The 15,472-nt window shown below is 73.3% G+C and carries 13 protein-coding genes; 9 read left to right on the forward strand and 4 right to left on the reverse strand.

Translation table 11 applies throughout. The features are described from left to right. The gene (locus E4623_RS01250; protein WP_134764705.1) at positions 1 to 1,329 is read right to left on the reverse strand and encodes an ATP-binding protein; all 1,329 of its coding nucleotides are present in this window, start codon (positions 1,327 to 1,329) and stop codon (positions 1 to 3) included. A gap of 145 nt (positions 1,330 to 1,474) precedes the next feature. On the opposite strand from E4623_RS01250, the gene E4623_RS01255 reads away from it, so the two are divergent. The 5 genes from E4623_RS01255 to E4623_RS01270 all read left to right on the forward strand — a co-directional run bounded on the left by E4623_RS01255 (position 1,475) and on the right by E4623_RS01270 (position 7,221). Then, positions 1,475 to 2,737 carry a PspC domain-containing protein gene (locus E4623_RS01255; RefSeq protein WP_167736419.1) on the forward strand — a complete coding sequence of 421 codons (1,263 nt, stop codon included), beginning with the start codon at positions 1,475 to 1,477 and terminating at the stop codon, positions 2,735 to 2,737. Continuing rightward, on the forward strand, positions 2,734 to 3,069 hold the full coding sequence (locus tag E4623_RS22415; protein WP_167736420.1) for a hypothetical protein: 336 nt from the start codon (positions 2,734 to 2,736) through the stop codon (positions 3,067 to 3,069). Before E4623_RS01255 ends, E4623_RS22415 begins: the two co-directional genes overlap by 4 nt. Then, a complete protein-coding gene (locus E4623_RS01260; protein WP_134764707.1) occupies positions 3,066 to 3,617 on the forward strand; it encodes a YbaK/EbsC family protein in 552 nt (183 codons plus the stop codon). Before E4623_RS22415 ends, E4623_RS01260 begins: the two co-directional genes overlap by 4 nt. Positions 3,618 to 3,683: 66 nt before the next feature. Continuing rightward, on the forward strand, positions 3,684 to 5,411 hold the full coding sequence (locus E4623_RS01265) for an ABC transporter ATP-binding protein (RefSeq protein WP_209020438.1): 1,728 nt from the start codon (positions 3,684 to 3,686) through the stop codon (positions 5,409 to 5,411). Between the two features lie 64 nt (positions 5,412 to 5,475). Then, positions 5,476 to 7,221 (forward strand): ABC transporter ATP-binding protein, encoded by a 1,746-nt coding sequence (locus tag E4623_RS01270; protein WP_134764708.1) that lies wholly within the window; start codon positions 5,476 to 5,478, stop codon positions 7,219 to 7,221. 21 nt (positions 7,222 to 7,242) lie between these two features. Here the strand turns inward: E4623_RS01270 and npdG are convergent, their stop codons facing one another. Continuing rightward, a complete protein-coding gene (gene npdG / locus E4623_RS01275) occupies positions 7,243 to 7,920 on the reverse strand; it encodes an NADPH-dependent F420 reductase (RefSeq protein ID WP_134764709.1) in 678 nt (225 codons plus the stop codon). Between the two features lie 68 nt (positions 7,921 to 7,988). On the opposite strand from npdG, the gene E4623_RS01280 reads away from it, so the two are divergent. Next, positions 7,989 to 9,029, forward strand: a complete 1,041-nt coding sequence (locus E4623_RS01280; protein WP_280633618.1) for an LLM class F420-dependent oxidoreductase — start codon at positions 7,989 to 7,991, stop codon at positions 9,027 to 9,029. A gap of 66 nt (positions 9,030 to 9,095) precedes the next feature. On the opposite strand, the gene E4623_RS22885 is transcribed toward E4623_RS01280, so the two are convergent. After that, positions 9,096 to 9,827 (reverse strand): MerR family transcriptional regulator, encoded by a 732-nt coding sequence (locus E4623_RS22885; RefSeq protein ID WP_209020439.1) that lies wholly within the window; start codon positions 9,825 to 9,827, stop codon positions 9,096 to 9,098. Positions 9,828 to 9,886: 59 nt separating this feature from the next. Between E4623_RS22885 and E4623_RS01290 the strand changes: the two genes are divergently transcribed. The 3 genes from E4623_RS01290 to E4623_RS01300 all read left to right on the forward strand — a co-directional run bounded on the left by E4623_RS01290 (position 9,887) and on the right by E4623_RS01300 (position 13,827). Further along, complete coding sequence (locus tag E4623_RS01290; protein WP_134764711.1) at positions 9,887 to 11,035, forward strand: acyl-CoA dehydrogenase family protein; 1,149 nt, start codon at positions 9,887 to 9,889, stop codon at positions 11,033 to 11,035. 76 nt (positions 11,036 to 11,111) lie between these two features. Further along, positions 11,112 to 12,989, forward strand: coding sequence for an AMP-dependent synthetase/ligase (locus E4623_RS01295; RefSeq protein WP_134764712.1), 1,878 nt, complete (start codon positions 11,112 to 11,114; stop codon positions 12,987 to 12,989). 4 nt (positions 12,990 to 12,993) lie between these two features. Further along, on the forward strand, positions 12,994 to 13,827 hold the full coding sequence (locus E4623_RS01300; protein WP_134764713.1) for a class I SAM-dependent methyltransferase: 834 nt from the start codon (positions 12,994 to 12,996) through the stop codon (positions 13,825 to 13,827). 18 nt (positions 13,828 to 13,845) lie between these two features. Here the strand turns inward: E4623_RS01300 and E4623_RS01305 are convergent, their stop codons facing one another. Next, on the reverse strand, positions 13,846 to 15,384 hold the full coding sequence (locus E4623_RS01305) for an acyl-CoA synthetase (protein ID WP_134764714.1): 1,539 nt from the start codon (positions 15,382 to 15,384) through the stop codon (positions 13,846 to 13,848). Positions 15,385 to 15,472 lie beyond the last annotated feature (88 nt).

Here is a 15,472-nt window from a genome sequence, read left to right on the forward strand (position 1 = left end):
TCAGACATCCTTCTCCTCGTGGTGCCCGGTGCTGCTGACCGGCAGGTGCAGCCGCACCTCGGTGCCCTCGCCGGGCGTCGACCGGACCTCGCCCGAGCCGCCGTGCCGCCGCATCCGGTCGACGATGCTGTGCCGGACGCCGTGACGGTCCTCCGGCACGGCCGCGACGTCGAACCCGGCGCCGCGGTCGCGGACGAACACGTCGACCGCGCCGGGGGTGATCTCGGCGTACACGTCGACTCGGCCGACGCCCGCGTGCTTGGCGGCGTTGGTCATCGACTCGCGGGTCGCGGCCACGACGGGACGCAGCGACTCGTCGAGGTCGACGTCGCCCACGGTGACGACGTCGACGGAGATGCCGTGGGCGTCCTCGACCTCGGCGGCCGCGGCCCGCAGCGCGCTGGCGACGGTGCTGTCGTCCTGTGCCTCCCCGGCGTACAGCCAGGCGCGCAGGTCGCGCTCCTGGGCGCGGGCGAGGCGGGAGACGGTGGCGCCGTCGTCGGCGTTCTTCTGGATCAGGGCCAACGTCTGGAGCACGGAGTCGTGCAGGTGCGCGGCGACGTCGGCGCGCTCCTGGGTCCGGACCCGCTCGGCGCGCTCGTCGGACAGCTCGGCGGCCAGCCGCCAGACCCAGGGCCCGACGACGACGGCGATGCCGGCGATGCCGATCGCGCCGGCGACGACGACACCGCGGGCCTCGCGCAACGAGCCCTGGTCGAAGCCGACCACGAAGAGCGCCGAGAGGAGCAGCGCCAGGCCGGTCGCGACCCGGGCGAACGACGCCCAGCCGCCGTTGCCGAAGACGATCCGCATCGGGTTGACCCGGCTGCCGCCGTCGAACCAGCGCTCGCGCTGGACCTCGTCGGCCTGTCGCCACAGCAGGGCGACGCCGACGACCGCGATGGCCACCGGCCAGAAGACGGCGCCGCTGCCGAAGACGGCCTCGACGGTGAAGAGCGCCGCGATGCCGAGGACTCCCAGCACGACGATCGGACCGACGTCGGTGAGCCGGCGCCGCACCGTCGGACGGCGCCCGCCGCGCGACGCGCTCTCCAGGCCGGGTGCGGCCGGGACGAACTGCTGGCCCACCGGCAGGGCGATCCAGAAGACGGCGTACAGCGCCAGGCCGAGTCCGCTCAGCGCCGTGCACAGGACGAAGCCCAGGCGCACCCACAGCACCGCCACCCCCAGGTGCGCGGCCAGGCCGGACGCGACGCCGCCGACGACCGACTCCTCGAGGTCGCGGGTCGCCCGCCGCGGGGCGCGGGGCGCGGGCAGGCCGTGCGGGCCGCGGACGGCGGCGCGGCCGTCGTACGTCGGCGTGCTCATGGTGACTCCATCGTCACACAGCGCGAGCGACCTCCCCATGAGGTGAACCCCCGGCCCGACCCTGAGGGACGACGCCCGTCGGGCGTCGGCAGGATCAGGGACGTCCCCGATGGTGGGAAGCCGACTTCTCGACCACGCTGGAGACATGAACACCACACCTCCTCCGGGCCCGGCACCGGCCGACGCGGGTCAGGATCCCGGCGGTCCGGCTCCCCACGAAGCGCGGCCCGTCAACCGCGACCAGCTCCGCGACCTCGCCAACCTGCGCCGCACCCGGCACGACCGCAAGATCGCCGGTGTCGCCGGCGGTCTGGCCCGGCACTTCGACATCGACCCGATCATCCCGCGGGTCGTCCTGGCCGTGCTGATCTTCTTCGGCGGCGGCATCATCCTGTACGCCGCGCTGTGGCTGGTCGTGCCGCAGGAGGAGACCGGGGACGTCGTCGTCCGCCTCGACGACCGCAGCCGGACCGTCGCCGTGGTCATCGCCTTCGCGCTGGCCGGCCTGGCGGTCCTCGGCGAGAGCCTCGGCGGCTGGGGCTTCCCGTGGCCGCTCGCCGTCGCCGGCGCGCTCGTGCTGGCGTTCATGCTGGTGCGCGGCAACGGCCCGCGCGTGCACCCGATGCTCCGTGTCGACGGCGTCGCGCCGTCGTACCCCGCCCCGCCCGTCTCGACGGGGCCGACGGCCCCGACGGCGTCGTCGGGGCCGGTCTCGCCGGCGCCCCCCGGCTCGTGGATCCCGCCGGTGTCGTCGTACGTCGTGCCGCCGGCCCGGCCGCGGCGCCCCGGCCCGGTGCTGTTCTGGTACGCCCTCGCCCTGATCGCCGCCGGTCTCGGTGTCCTGGGCATGGTCGACCTGGCCGGCGCCCGGGTGGCCGACTCCGCCTACCCGGCCCTCGCGCTCGGGGTGAGCGCCGCGATGCTCCTGCTCGGTGCGTTCTGGGGCCGCGCCGGCGGCATCATCCTGCTCGGGCTGGTCTCGGCGCTCGCCACCGCCGGCGGGCTGGTCGTCGACGAGGTCGACGCCGGCCGGGTGGACGCGACACCGACGACGGCCGCCGCCGTCGCCGACCGCTACGACCTCACCGTCGGCGAGATCAAGCTCGACCTGACCCAGGTGAGCGACCCCGCGAACCTCGACGGTCGCAGGATCGACGTCGAGGTCGACTTCGCCGGCCGGATCGAGATCATCGTGCCCGACGGGATCGACGTCGTCGTCGACTCCCGGCTCGACGAGGGCGAGCACCGCGTCTTCGGCGACGAGCTCGACGACAGCGCCCGCACCACCTCCACCTCCACCTCCACCTCCACCTCCACCGACGGCGCCCTGGACGCGCCCGAGCTCCGGCTCGACGTCGAGATGACGTTCGGCGACATCGACATCCACCGCGAGGGAGTCCGACGATGAACGACGACACGACACCGATGGAGCAGCCGGGACGCGTCGACACCGCCGGGGAACGGCCCGGCCTCCTGGCCGAGGGCCGGCACCCGGTCAGCATCGGCCACCTCGTCATGGGGGTGGCCTTCGCCGGGATGACCCTCGTCTGGGCGCTCCTGGCCGGCGACGTCGTCGCCGGCGACGACGTCCGCTGGCTGATGCCGGTGCCGTGGGTGCTCGCCGGGATCGCCGGGCTGGTCGGGCTGGTCGTCGCCGACCGGCGCCGGGCCGTGTCCCGCCGGACCGGCTGGGTGGGCCCCTCGGGCCTTGCCGGCCCCTCCGGCACGATGGAGCCGTGACGACACCACCGACCCTGGGCCGGATCACCACCGTCCCCGCGCTCGACCGCCCCGACCTGCTCGCCCCGCCCGTGGCCTCGGCCCTGGCCGGCTGGGAGCACGCCGGGGCGGTCGGCGTGGTGGAGATCGACCCCGCCGTCGCCGACACCGCCGCGTTGGCCGAGGCCTACGACCTGACCATGGACACCGGCGCCAACTGCGTCGTCGTGGCCGGTCGCCGCGACGGCGAGGAGCGGATCGCCGCCTGCCTGGTGCGGGCCGACACCCGCGCCGACGTCAACGGCCTGGTCAAGCGGCTGCTCGACGTCCGCAAGTGCTCCTTCCTCGCGACGGACCGGGCCGTCGAGGAGTCCGGCATGGAGCACGGCGGCATCACGCCGGTCGGCCTCCCCGTCGCCGCGGGCTGGCGCATCCTCGTCGACACCCGCGTCCTCGAGATGGACGTCGCCGTCATCGGCTCCGGCGTCCGTCGTTCCAAGCTGCTCGTGCCGGGCCGGCTGCTCACCGGCCTCCCCGGCGTCGAGGTCGTCGACGGCCTTGCCTCCTGAGGCCCCCCGGGCGGCCGGGGGGTAATCGAGTGGCTCGTGCCGGGCCCGGGTCCGTAGTGTCGGCGGGTGCGCCACCTGCCTCTCGACCATCCCGGCACCGCCGACCACCGCTCGCCGATGAGGTTCCTGTGGTGGCTGGCGAAGGGGCAGTGGCAGACGCTGCTCGGGGGGATGCTCTTCGGCATCGTCTGGATGAGCAGCCAGGCGGTGATGCCGGCCGTGATCGGGCGTGCGATCGACCAGGGGGTCGCCGACCGCGACCGGTCCGCCCTGCTCACGCTGGCCGGGGTGATGTTCGCCCTCGGGCTCGTGCAGGCCGGCAGCGGCATCATGCGGCACCGCTTCGCGGTCACCAACTGGCTGACGGCGGCCTACCGCACGATCCAGCTGACCGGCCGGCACACGGTGCACCTGGGCGGCACGCTGCCGCGCAAGGTGTCGACCGGCGAGGTCGTCGCGATCGGCAACAGCGACATCTCCCACCTCGGGCAGGTCATGGACGTCACCGCGCGCTTCAGCGGCGCGGTCGTGTCGTTCGTCCTGGTCGCGGTGATCCTGCTGCAGACCTCGGTGACGCTCGGGCTCGTCGTCCTGCTCGGCGTCCCGGCCCTGATGCTGCTCGTCGGGCCGCTGCTCTCGCCGCTGCAGCGGCGCAGCGCCGAGCAGCGCGAGCTGATGGGCCGGCTCTCCAACACCGCCACCGACATCGTCAGCGGGCTGCGGGTGCTCCGTGGGATCGGCGGCGAGCAGGTCTTCCTGTCCCGCTACCGCCGCGAGTCGCAGGAGACCCGGCGCGCGGGTGTCGCGGTCGCGCGGATCCAGTCGGTGCTCGACGCGCTGCAGGTGCTGCTGCCCGGGCTGTTCGTGGTCGTCGTGGTCTGGCTCGGCGCACGGTACGCCGTCACCGGCCGGATCACCCCGGGCGAGCTGGTCGCGTTCTACGGCTACTCGGCGTTCCTGATGATCCCGCTGCGCACGGCGACGGAGTACGCCAACAAGGTCATCCGGGCCCGGGTCTCCGCCGTCCGGGTCTGCCGGCTCCTGGCGCTCGAGCCCGACGTCCACGACCCGGCCGCGCCGCTCGAGCTGCCGCCGGAGGGCAGCGTGCTCGCCGACTCCCGCAGCGGCCTGACGGTGCGCCCCGGCAGCCTGACCGCGATCGTGGGCGAGCCCGCCGAGGAGTCGGCCGCGCTGGCCGACCGGCTCGGCATGTGCGCCGCCGAGGTCGACGACGACGTCACGCTCGGCGGCCTCCCGCTGACGGCGTTCCGCCGTGCGGACGTCCGCCGCCGCGTCGTCGTCTCCGACACCGGCGCGGCGCTCTTCTCCGGCCGGCTGGGCGACCGGCTCGACGTCACCGGCAGCGGCGGCGGGGTCGACCGGCGCGTCGACGAGGCCCTGGCGACGGCGTCCGCCGACGACATCCTCGAGGCCCTGCCCGAGGGGCTCGACACCGTGGTGACCGAGCGCGGCCGGAGCTTCTCCGGTGGCCAGCGGCAGCGGCTCGTGCTGGCCCGCGCGCTCACCGTCGACCCCGACGTGCTGGTGCTGGTGGAGCCGACGTCCGCCGTCGACGCCCACACCGAGGCCCGGATCGCGGCCCGGCTGCGCGGCCACCGGGCCGGACGCACCACCGTCGTCACGACGAGCAGCCCCCTGGTGCTGGACGCCGCCGACGAGGTCGCGTTCCTGCTCGACGGCCGGGTCGTCGCGACCGGCACCCACGCCGACCTGATGCACACCGAGCCGGCCTACCGCGCCGTCGTGACCCGTGAGGAGGTGCCGGTCTCGTGACCGCCCCACGTCGCTCTCCGTCCCCCCCGCCCCGCTCCTCCGCCGGACACCGCAGGGGCCCCGCATGAGTGGCACCACGCTGCCCGTCGCCGACAGCGGCTCCCTGCGCCGGTACGCCGTCGACCTGGCCCGCCGCCACCCGCGGCTCCTGTGGACCGCGCTGGCGCTGCACGTGCTGGCCGCCGTGGCCGGCCTCGCCGCGCCGCGGCTGCTCGGCGGCCTGGTCGAGGCGGTCGAGACCGGGTCGACGACCGGTCACGTCGACCGGGTCGTCCTGGCGCTGTTCGGCTTCCTGGTGCTGCAGACGGTGCTCACCCGCTACGCCCGCTACGTCAGCCAGGTCCTGGGCGAGCAGGTGCTGGCCGAGCTGCGCGAGGACTTCGTGCAGAACTCGCTGGCCCTGCCGGTCGGCGTCGTCGAGTCGACGGGGTCCGGCGACCTGCTCACCCGCACGAGCCGCGACGTCGAGCAGCTCGGCTGGTCGGTGCGGTGGGCGCTGCCCGAGTGGACGATCGCCTGCGTCACCGCCGTCCTCACCTTCGCGGCCGCGCTCTCGGTCGGCTGGTGGGTCGCCCTCCCCTGCCTGTTCGGCGTGCCGCCCCTGGTCGTCGGCCTGCGCTGGTACCTCGCCCGCGCCAAGGACGGCTACCTGCGCGAGTCGGCGACGTACTCGCGGATCAGCGCGACCCTCACCGAGACCGTCGAGGGCTCCCGCACGGTCGAGGCGCTCGGCCTCGGTCGCGAGCGGGTCACCGCGATCGACGCCGACATCGACGACTCCTACGCCGCGGAGCGCTACACGCTGCACCTGCGCACGGTGTTCTTCCCGAGCATGGACATCAGCTACATCATCCCGACGGTGCTGACGCTGCTCTACGGCGGTTACCTCTACAGCCAGGGCAGCGTCTCGCTCGGCGACGTGACGACGGCGGTCCTCTACGTCCAGATGCTCATCGACCCCGTCGACCGGGTCGTCGCCATCCTCGACGAGCTCCAGATGGGCGCCGCGTCACTGGCCCGGCTGCTCGGCGTCGCGCAGGTGCCCGACGACCGCGAGGTGAGCGGGCGCGAGCCGGTCGGCGAGCAGCTCGCCGCGCACGACGTCCGGTTCTCCTACGTCGAGGGCCGCGACGTGCTGCACGGCGTCGACCTCGACGTCGGCGTGGGCGAGCGGATCGCGATGGTCGGGCCGTCCGGCGCCGGCAAGTCGACCCTGGGCCGGCTGCTGGCCGGCATCCACCCGCCGCGCACCGGCGAGGTCACCGTGGGCGGCGTCGGACTGGTCGAGCTGCCGCTCGGCGACCTGCGCGGCCACGTCGCCCTGGTCACCCAGGAGCACCACGTCTTCGTGGGCAGCCTGCGCGAGAACCTCGCGCTCGCCGCCCCGGAGGACGCGACCGAGGACGACATCCGGGCCGCGCTCGCCGCCGTCGACGCCCTCGACTGGGTCGACGCCCTCCCGGACGGCCTGTCCACCGAGGTCGGGTCCGGCGGCCACACGCTGCACGCGGCGCAGGCGCAGCAGGTCGCGCTGGCACGGCTGGTGCTGGCCGACCCGCACACGCTGGTCCTCGACGAGGCGACCTCGCTGATCGACCCGCGCGCCGCTCGGCACCTGGAGCGGTCGCTGGCCGCCGTCCTCGAGGGCCGGACGGTCATCGCGATCGCGCACCGCCTGTTCTCCGCGCACGACGCCGACCGGGTCGCCGTCGTCGAGGACGGCGTCATCGCCGAGCTCGGCTCGCACGACGACCTGGTCGCCGCCGACGGGTCCTACGCCGCGCTGTGGCGCAGCTGGAACGGGACCTGAGCGGCGGCGGACCCGGTCGGGTCAGAGGCCGGAGATCCGCACGCCGGCGTGGGTCTTGTACTTGCGGTTGATCGAGATCAGCACCGCGGTGAACGGCTCGAGCTGGCGGGCCAGCCGCAGCTTGCCGGCGTCGATGCCGCGGCGCCCGGTGACGGCGGCCGCGAGGTCCATGGCGACCTCCTTGGCCTCGACGACGTCGCCGACGACGAGGACGTCCTCGTCGAGGAACTCCTCGTCGCCCCAGAGCAGCACCGCGGACACGTTGTGGAACGCGCCGACGACGGTGGCCTCGGGAGCCAGCTCCTGGGCCGACTCGGCGGCCGAGCCCTCGCCGCCGTTGACGACCCGGCCGTGCGCGCCGCGCTTGTCGAAGGCCAGCGGGTTGACGCACGAGATGACGGTCTTGCCGGCCAGCGGCAGGGTCGCGACGAGCTCGTCGTGGCCGTCGTAGGGGACGGCGAGCAGGACGACGTCGGCGGCGGCGACCGCGTCGGCGTTCGTCGCGCCGGTGACCTCGCCGGCACCCTTGACCCCGCTCAGCCGCTCGGTGACCTCGGTCGCGACGGGCTGGGCCTTCTCGGCCGCGCGCGAGCCGAGGACGACGCTGTGGCCGTGCCGGGCGAAGCGGTAGCCGAGGCCCTTGCCCTGCGGGCCGGTGCCGCCGATCACGGCGATGCGGTAGGGGGTGGGCTCGCTCACAGGTGGTTCCTCTCGGTCGGTCTGGTTCGGCTATCGTGACACAACCACTGTCAGAGTCGACCGCAGGAGTGCTGGACCTCATGAAGCTGACCACGATGCTGATGTACGACGGCAACCCGCGCGCCGCGGCCGACCAGGTCGCCGCCCTCGAGAAGGCCGGCCTCGACCTGGTCTGGGTGGCCGAGGCCTACGGCTTCGACTCCCCCACGCTGATGGGCTACCTCGCCGCGAAGACCGAGACCGTGGAGATCGGCTCGGGCATCCTCAACGTCTTCTCCCGCACCCCCGGCGCCCTGCTCCAGACCGCCGCCGGCCTCGACAACGTCTCCGCCGGGCGCGCCGTGATCGGCCTCGGCGCCTCCGGCCCCCAGGTCATCGAGGGCTTCCACGGGATGCCCTACGAGCGCCCGCTCGGCCGCACCCGCGAGGTCATCGACATCCTGCGCCAGGGCCTGCGCCGTGAGCCGCTGGCCCACACCGGCCGCAACTTCACCCTGCCGCTGCCCGCCGACCAGGGCCTCGGCCTCGGCAAGCCGCTCAAGCTGCTCACCCGCCCCGAGCGCCCCCAGGTGCCGCTCTGGGTCGCCGCGCTCGGCGACAAGAACGTCGCGATGACCGCGGAGGTCGCCGACGGCTGGATGCCGCACCTGTTCTACCCGGAGAAGGCCCAGGAGGTCTGGGGCGAGTCGCTCGCCGCGGGTGCCGCCCGGCGCTCGGCCGACCTCGGCCCGCTCCAGGTCACCGCCGGCGGCATGCTCGCGATCGGCGAGGACGTCAAGGGCATGCTCGACCTCGCCCGCCCGATGTACGCGCTGTACGTCGGCGGCATGGGCGCCAAGGGGAAGAACTTCTACAACGACCTCGCCTGCCAGTACGGCTACGAGGAGGAGGCCACGAAGATCCAGGACCTCTACCTCTCCGGCAAGAAGAAGGAGGCCGAGGCACTGGTCCCCGACGAGTGGCTCGAGGCCGGCAACCTCGTCGGCCCGGAGTCCTACGTCAAGGAGCGGATCGCCGCCTTCCGCGGGGCCGGCGTCACCCACCTCCAGGTCCTGCCCGCCACCGCCGACCCCGCCGCCACCGTCGCGCAGGTCAAGGGCTGGCTCTGAGAACGAGCCGACCCGCATTCCGCGCCGAGTCGGCGTTCGCGTTGAGCGCGAACGCCGACTCGGCGATCAGGGGCGGTCGAGGGAGCGCTGGATGACGGCGTTCGCGGCCCGCTGGAAGCCGGAGACGACGGCCTCGAGCGTGAGCCGGCGCAGCTGGGCGACGGTGCGCTCCAGCCGCACGGCGTCGTCCGGGGACGTCGCACTGCGGCGGTAGGGCTCGAGCACCTGGGTGTGCAGGATGGTCGTCAGCTCGTCGGCGAGCGCGTCCATGTGCCGGCGGATCGCGGCGTCGGCGAGGCCGAGGCTCTCGTCGGGCACGTCGACGTCGAGCACCTGGACGCCGACCGCGAGGTGCGGCTGGGCCCGGTAGCCGCCGCTCGCGGGGTCCGGCTCGACCGCGCCGACCGTCACGAGCCGCCGGACGTCGGCGTCGCTCAGCACCCGACCGGCCCGCGCCTCGAGCTCCGCGCGGGTCAGGACGGCGGCGGGCTCGGGCGTCCACGACGTGAGCATCGCCCGCTGGAGGGCGAGGTCCTCGACGCCCGCCTCGGCCGGGATCGCCGCGAGCACCCGCTCGACGGCCTGCAGCGTGAAGCCGTGGTCCTGCAGGGCCCGGGCCAGCTCGAGCCGCCCCCGGTGCACCGGGCCGTAGTAGGCGATCCGCCCCCGTCGGAGCGGCGCCGGCACCAGGCCGAGGCTGGCGTAGTACCGCGTCGTGCGCACCGTCGTCCCGACCGCGGCGGCGAGCTCGTCGATGGTGAGCAGCTCGTCCGCGAGATCGGTGGTGGGTGTCGCCATGAGGATGACAGTATTACTGTCACACCAATACTGGCGAGCACCGACCCGAGGAGCACCGCATGCCCGAGACCCCGTCGATCTACGAGCAGGAGCACGAGGACTTCCGGGCCACCGTGCGCTCGTTCCTCGAGAAGGAGGTCGTGCCGCACCACGACCAGTGGGAGAAGGACGGCCAGGTCAGCCGCGAGGTCTGGGCGAGGGCCGGCGAGATGGGCCTGCTCTGCTTCGACGTCGACGAGCAGTACGGCGGCGCCGGGATCCGCGACTTCCGCTACAACGCCGTCGTGGCCGAGGAGATCAGCAAGGTCGGCGCCAGCGGGCTCGGCTTCCCCGTGCACACCGACATCATCGTCCCCTACATCAGCCAGCTCGGCACCGACGAGCAGAAGCAGCGCTGGCTGCCCGGGCTGGTCGGCGGCGAGCTCATCTCGGCCATCGCGATGACCGAGCCGGGCGCCGGCTCCGACCTGCAGGGCGTGCGCACCAGCGCGGTCGACAAGGGCGACCACTACGTCCTCAACGGTTCCAAGACCTTCATCTCCAACGGCATCATGAGCGACCTGGTCGTCGTGGTGTGCCGGACCAACCCGGACGCCGGCCACCAGGGCATCAGCCTGCTCGTCGTCGAGCGCGGCATGGAGGGCTTCGAGCGCGGCCGCAACCTCGACAAGATGGGGCTCAAGGCCCAGGACACCGCCGAGCTGTTCTTCGACAACGTCGTGGTGCCCAAGGAGAACCTGCTCGGCGAGGAGGGCAGCGGCTTCGTGAACCTGATGCTCAACCTGCCCCAGGAGCGGATCTCCATCGCCGCCATCGCCGTCGCCGCGATGGAGCACATCATGGAGCTCTGCCTGCGCTACGCCAAGGAGCGCGAGGCCTTCGGCAAGCCGATCGGCAAGTTCCAGCACAACCGGTTCATGCTGGCCGAGATGGCCACCGAGGTCTACATCGCCCGGCTCTTCGTCAACGACTGCATCCTCAAGCTGAACGCCGGCGAGGTCGACACCGCGCTCGCCTCGATGGCCAAGTGGTGGACGACCGAGCTGCAGAAGAAGTTCGCCGACCAGGGCGTCCAGCTGCACGGCGGCTACGGCTACATGACCGAGTACCCGATCTCGAAGGCCTACACCGACTCCCGGATCCAGACGATCTACGGCGGCACGACCGAGATCCAGAAGGAGATCATCGGGCGGATGCTCGGCATCTGAGCGGACCACGGGCCGGACCACGGGCCGGACCGGGCGCGCTTGTCCGCGACGCGTGGTGCCCGTCACACTGGCGCCCATGAGCGCCGACCCCGCCGTCCTGACCACCCGTGCCCGGATCGAGGAGGCGGTCGGCGAGCGCACGCTCGCCGACGTGCTCGCGGCCACCGTGGCCGAGCACGCCGACGCGCCGGCGTTCTCGGACCGGCACCACGTGCCCGAGGACGCCGGCGACGGCGGCTGGCGGACCCTCACCTGGCAGCAGACCCGCGAGCTCGGCCTCGACGTCGCGGCCGGGCTGATCTCGTTGGGCGTCGCGACCGGCGCCCGGGTCGCGATCATGGCGACCAACCGGATCGAGCACGTCGTCGCCGACATCGGCGTCGTGCACGCGGCGGCGACGCCGATGTCGATCTACAACACGCTGTCGGTCGAGCAGGTCGCGTTCATCGCCGCGCAGTCGAGGCCAGCCGTCGCGATCCTCGAGAACGCCGACCACCTGTCCCGCTGGCAGCGGGCCGTCGACGAGGCCGGCGACGCGCTGACCGTCGTCCTGCTCGACCCGACCGCGCGCAGCGAGGCGCCCGGCGCGCGGCACCTCACGTGGGACGACCTCGTCGAGCGGGGCCGTGCCCACCGCGCCGAGCACCCGGACGCCGTCGCGGCCCGCACCGCCGAGCTCTCGCCCGACGCCCCCGCGACCATCCTCTACACCTCCGGCACCACCGGGAACCCGAAGGGCGTCGTGCTGTCGCACCGCAACGTCATGTACGAGGCGGTCAGCACGCTCGAGGACGCCCGGCTCGAGGGACCGCAGCGCTCGGTGAGCTACCTGCCGCTGGCGCACATCGCCGAGCGCACGCTGGGGATCTACATCCCGCAGTTCCTGGGCAGCCACACCCACGCCATCGGCGACCCCGCCGAGCTGCTCGCGGCGCTCGGGGAGGTCCACCCCACGTCGTTCTTCGGCGTCCCCCGGGTGTGGGAGAAGATCAAGACCGGCATCTCGGCCAAGCTCGCCGCCGACCCCGACCCGGCGGGTCGGGCGATGGTCGAGCAGTCGATGGCGGCCGGGCTCGCCTGGGTCGAGGCCCAGCAGGTCGGCGGCACGATGACGCCCGAGATCGAGCAGGCCCACGCCGACGCGGACGCCGCGATCCTCGGCTTCCTGCGCCTGGTGCTCGGCCTCGACCAGGTGCAGTGGGCGGCCTCCGCCGCCGCGCCGATGCCGCTCGAGGTCGCCAGGTTCATGGCCGGCCTGGGCCTCAAGGTCTACGACGTCTACGGGATGACCGAGACCTGCGGCGCGGTCACCGCCAACGGTCCCGCCGGGTTCAAGCTCGGCACGGTCGGCCGCGCGACGCCCGGCATGGAGGTGCGGATCGCCGACGACGGCGAGGTGCTGGTGCGCGGCCCGGTGACGACGTCCGGCTACCACGAGGACGCCGAGCAGACCAGGGCGCTCATCGACGCCGACGGGTGGGTGCACACCGGCGACATCGGCACCATCGACGACGACGGGTTCGTGGCGATCGTCGACCGCAAGAAGGAGCTGATCATCACCTCCTCGGGCAAGAACATCGCCCCCTCCAACATCGAGAACCTCCTCAAGGAGTCCCCGATCATCGGCCACGCGATGGCCGTCGGCGACGGCCGTCCCTACGTCGTCGCGGTGCTCACCCTCGACGGCGAGATCGCGCCCCTCGTCGCCGCGTCGATGGGAATCGAGGTCACCGACCTCGCCGAGCTCGCCCAGCACCCGCAGGTCCGCGCGCTGGCGCAGGCCGCCGTCGACGCCGCCAACGAGCGGCTCTCCCGCCCCGAGCAGGTCAAGGCGTTCGAGCTGCTGCCGGCCGAGTGGACCGCCGAGTCCGAGGAGCTCACCCCGACCCTCAAGCTCAAGCGGCGCGTCGTCAACACCAAGTACGCCGACGTCCTCGACCGGCTGTACGGCTGATCCGGTGAGCGAGGACTACCGCCGCGTCAACCGGGCGAGCTGGGACGAGCGCGTGCCGGCGCACGCGGCCTCACCCGACTACGCGCTCCAGCGCTTCCGCGACGACCCGGCCCACCTCTCCGACGTCGTCCGCTTCGACCTGCCGCGGCTGGGCAGCGTCGACGGGCTGCGCGGCGTCCACCTGCAGTGCCACCTCGGCACGGACACGATCTCGCTGGCCCGCCTCGGCGCCCGGATGACGGGCCTCGACTTCAGCGGGGCGGCCCTCGAGCAGGCGCGCACGCTCGCCGCCGAGACCGGTGCGGACGTCGACTTCGTCGAGTCCGACGTGTACGCCGCCGCCGACGTCCTGCCCGAGGGCGGCTTCGACCTGGTGTTCACCGGGATCGGGGCGCTGTGCTGGATCCCGTCGGTGCGTCGCTGGGCCGACGTCGTCGCCCGGCTGCTGAGGCCCGGCGGCCGGCTCTTCATCCGCGAGGGCCACCCGATGCTCTGGGCGCTCGGCGACCCGCGACCCGACGGCCTCGTCACCGTCGAGCACCCCTACGTCGAGCGCGCGGAGGCGACGGTCTGGGACGAGCCGGGCACCTACGTCGAGACCGACGCGACGTTCGAGCACACCCTGACCCACGAGTGGAACCACGGCCTCGGCCAGACCCTGACCGCGGTGCTCGACGCGGGCCTGGTCGTGACGTCCTTCGAGGAGCACGACAGCGCGCCGTGGGACGCCCTGCCGGGCTACACTGAGCCGACCGCCGACGACGGCGAGCTCCGGTTGCGCGACCGGCCCTGGCGGGTGCCGTTCACCTACACCCTGCAGGCGGTCAAGCCGGCCTGACGCCCACCGGCCGAACGGCTACCGGCCGGTGCCCGCGGCGTACTCGTCCTTGAGCCTCCCCTTGACCATCTTGCCGGTGGGCGTGCGGGGCAGCTCGGCGCGGAAGTGGATCTCGCGCGGCACCTTGAAGTGCGCCATCCGCTCCCGGGCGTAGGCCGTCAGCTCGGCCGCGAGCTCGGGCGTGCCCGGCACGGCGGGCTGCACGAACGCCACCACCCGCTCCCCCATCTCCTCGTCGGGCACGCCGAAGACGCCGATGTCGGTGACCGCGGGGTGCAGGCTGAAGAGGTCCTCGATCTCCTGCGGGTAGATGTTCACCCCGCCGCTGATGATCATGAACGCCTTGCGGTCGGTGAGGTAGAGGAAGCCGTCGTCGTCGAGGTAGCCGAGGTCGCCGACGGTGGTCCAGTTCGGGTGCTGCGGGTGCTGGGTCGACGCCGTCCGCTCGGGGTCCTTGTGGTACTCGAACGGCGCGCCCTCGAACTCCTCGCGCTCGAAGTAGAGCGTGCCGACCTGACTCGCGGGCAGCTCCGCGCCGTCCTCGCCGCAGACGCGGGGGATGCCGATGAGCGGCACGCCGACCGAGCCCGGGTGCGCCAGCCACTGCTCGCTGTCGATCATGGTGCCGCCGTTGGCCTCGGTGGAGGCGTAGTACTCGTTCACGATCGGACCGAGCCACTCGATCATCCGGTGCTTGACCTCGACCGGGCAGGGCGCGGCCGCGTGCACCACGCACCGCAGCGACGAGACGTCGTAGGAGCCGCGCACGTCGTCGGGCAGCTTCAGCAGCCGCACGAACATGGTCGGCACCATCTGGGTGTGCGTCACCCGGTGCTCCTGGACGGCGGCGAGGAACCCCTCGGCGTCGAACTTCTCCATCATCACCAGCGTGCCGCCGAGGGCGTGGACGACGCCGCCGAACCGCAGGGGGGCGGCGTGGTAGACCGGTGCCGGGGACAGGTACACCGTCGACTCGTCGAAGCGGTAGAGCCCACCGAAGATCGCGACGTACTTGTAGCCGGGCTCGTCGACGGCGTAGTCGGGCAGCGGCAGCTTGATGCCCTTGGGACGCCCGGTGGTGCCGGAGGAGTAGAGCAGGTCGTCGCCGTGCGGCTGCTCGGGGAGCGGGTCGTCGCCGGCGTCCGCGAGGGCGGCCTCGTAGTCGCCGTACCCCTCGACCGGGCCGCCGTAGGCGAGGCGCTCCGCGACGTCGACGTCGAGGCGGGCGACGAGGTCGGCCTTCGCCGCGGAGACGACCAGCGCCTTCGCGTCGCAGTCGCGCACGATGTAGGACGCCTCGTCGGGGCTCAGGTTGTGGTTGACCGCGGTGACGTAGAGGCCGGAGCGCAGGACCGCCCAGTAGACCTCGTAGGTCTCGGGGGTGTTGTCGCTGAGGAGGGCGACGACGTCACCGGGGCGCAGCCCGGCCGCCCGGAAGCGGTTGGCGAGGCGCAGGCTGCGGTCGTCGAGCTCGGCGTAGGTGAGGGTGCGGCCGGAGCCGGCCATCACGAGAGCGGGCTTGTCGGGGCTGGTCCGGGCCCAGGTTCCGGGGTACATGGGCCGACTCTGGCAGGCCGGTGGTCGCCGTTCCAGCCACTGTCCGAAAAGTCCGTCTACACAAGACCGATGAAATGTCACCACCCCA

This window comes from Nocardioides sp. 1609 (assembly GCF_004522105.1).
Classification (GTDB): Bacteria; Actinomycetota; Actinomycetes; order Propionibacteriales; family Nocardioidaceae; genus Nocardioides.

Excerpts from the sequence above, each read along its gene's own strand:
- E4623_RS01250 (WP_134764705.1), bottom strand. The coding sequence starts at position 1,329 with ATGAGCACGCCGACGTACGACGGCCGCGCCGCCGTCCGCGGCCCGCAC.
- E4623_RS01255 (WP_167736419.1), top strand. The coding sequence starts at position 1,475 with ATGAACACCACACCTCCTCCGGGCCCGGCACCGGCCGACGCGGGTCAG.
- E4623_RS22415 (WP_167736420.1), top strand. The coding sequence starts at position 2,734 with ATGAACGACGACACGACACCGATGGAGCAGCCGGGACGCGTCGACACC.
- E4623_RS01270 (WP_134764708.1), top strand. The coding sequence starts at position 5,476 with ATGAGTGGCACCACGCTGCCCGTCGCCGACAGCGGCTCCCTGCGCCGG.
- E4623_RS22885 (WP_209020439.1), bottom strand. The coding sequence starts at position 9,827 with ATGGCGACACCCACCACCGATCTCGCGGACGAGCTGCTCACCATCGAC.
- E4623_RS01290 (WP_134764711.1), top strand. The coding sequence starts at position 9,887 with ATGCCCGAGACCCCGTCGATCTACGAGCAGGAGCACGAGGACTTCCGG.
- E4623_RS01295 (WP_134764712.1), top strand. The coding sequence starts at position 11,112 with ATGAGCGCCGACCCCGCCGTCCTGACCACCCGTGCCCGGATCGAGGAG.
- E4623_RS01305 (WP_134764714.1), bottom strand. The coding sequence starts at position 15,384 with ATGTACCCCGGAACCTGGGCCCGGACCAGCCCCGACAAGCCCGCTCTC.